Source organism: Maribrevibacterium harenarium (assembly GCF_006385675.1).
GTDB classification, from domain to species: domain Bacteria; phylum Pseudomonadota; class Gammaproteobacteria; order Pseudomonadales; family Marinomonadaceae; genus Marinomonas; species Marinomonas harenarium.
In genome coordinates, this window is the sequence record NZ_VFRR01000135.1 from 1 (window position 1) to 638 (window position 638).

At 52.8% G+C, this 638-nt stretch carries 1 protein-coding gene; it reads left to right on the forward strand.

The window, feature by feature from the left end; all coding sequences use genetic code 11:
* A partial coding sequence (locus tag FJM67_RS17630) for a hypothetical protein (protein WP_181161559.1) occupies positions 1–638 on the forward strand: 638 nt, incomplete at both ends.

Below are 638 nucleotides of genomic sequence, written 5' to 3' on the forward strand. Positions count from 1 at the left end.
GGTTTGACGTCTGACCTGACGCTAGGCGGTACGGTCACTAATACAGCAGGCCATACAAGCCTAGCCGCTGGCCGAGATATCTTGGTGAATGCCAATATCAGCGCTACGACTGTTGAAAGAAAAACCATCGATCTTAGCGCCGGTGATGACATCATCATGGGTGCGAGCACAACCATTAGTAGCACCAATGGTAATATCCGTTTAGAAGCAACCAACACCAATGCAGCAGATGATGCAACCACCAACGGTATTGCGTTGCGTACGATTACTGCTGGTACGGGCCATGTTGCGCTGATCACAGGAACGGCTGGCTCTATTGTCGATGCGGCGAACACGGCGGATGCCAACATCACCGCCAACGGCCTAATCATGACCGCTGGTACGGGCATTGGTTCTGGCACCAATCATATCGATACCACGGTGACGACGTTGACTGCCACAGCAGGTGCTGGCGGCGTGTTTGTGACCGAAAGCGATACGCTTGTGGTGGATACGTTGAACTTCAACGTTAGTCGCGTTAACGCACAAGCCGGTGTGGCTGACCAGAATAGCGCCCAAGAAGACCTAACAACGACCTCAGACGGTGCTGTTGTTGTAAGCGTCAATGCAGGCGGTCTGACCATCAATGATGGTACAGA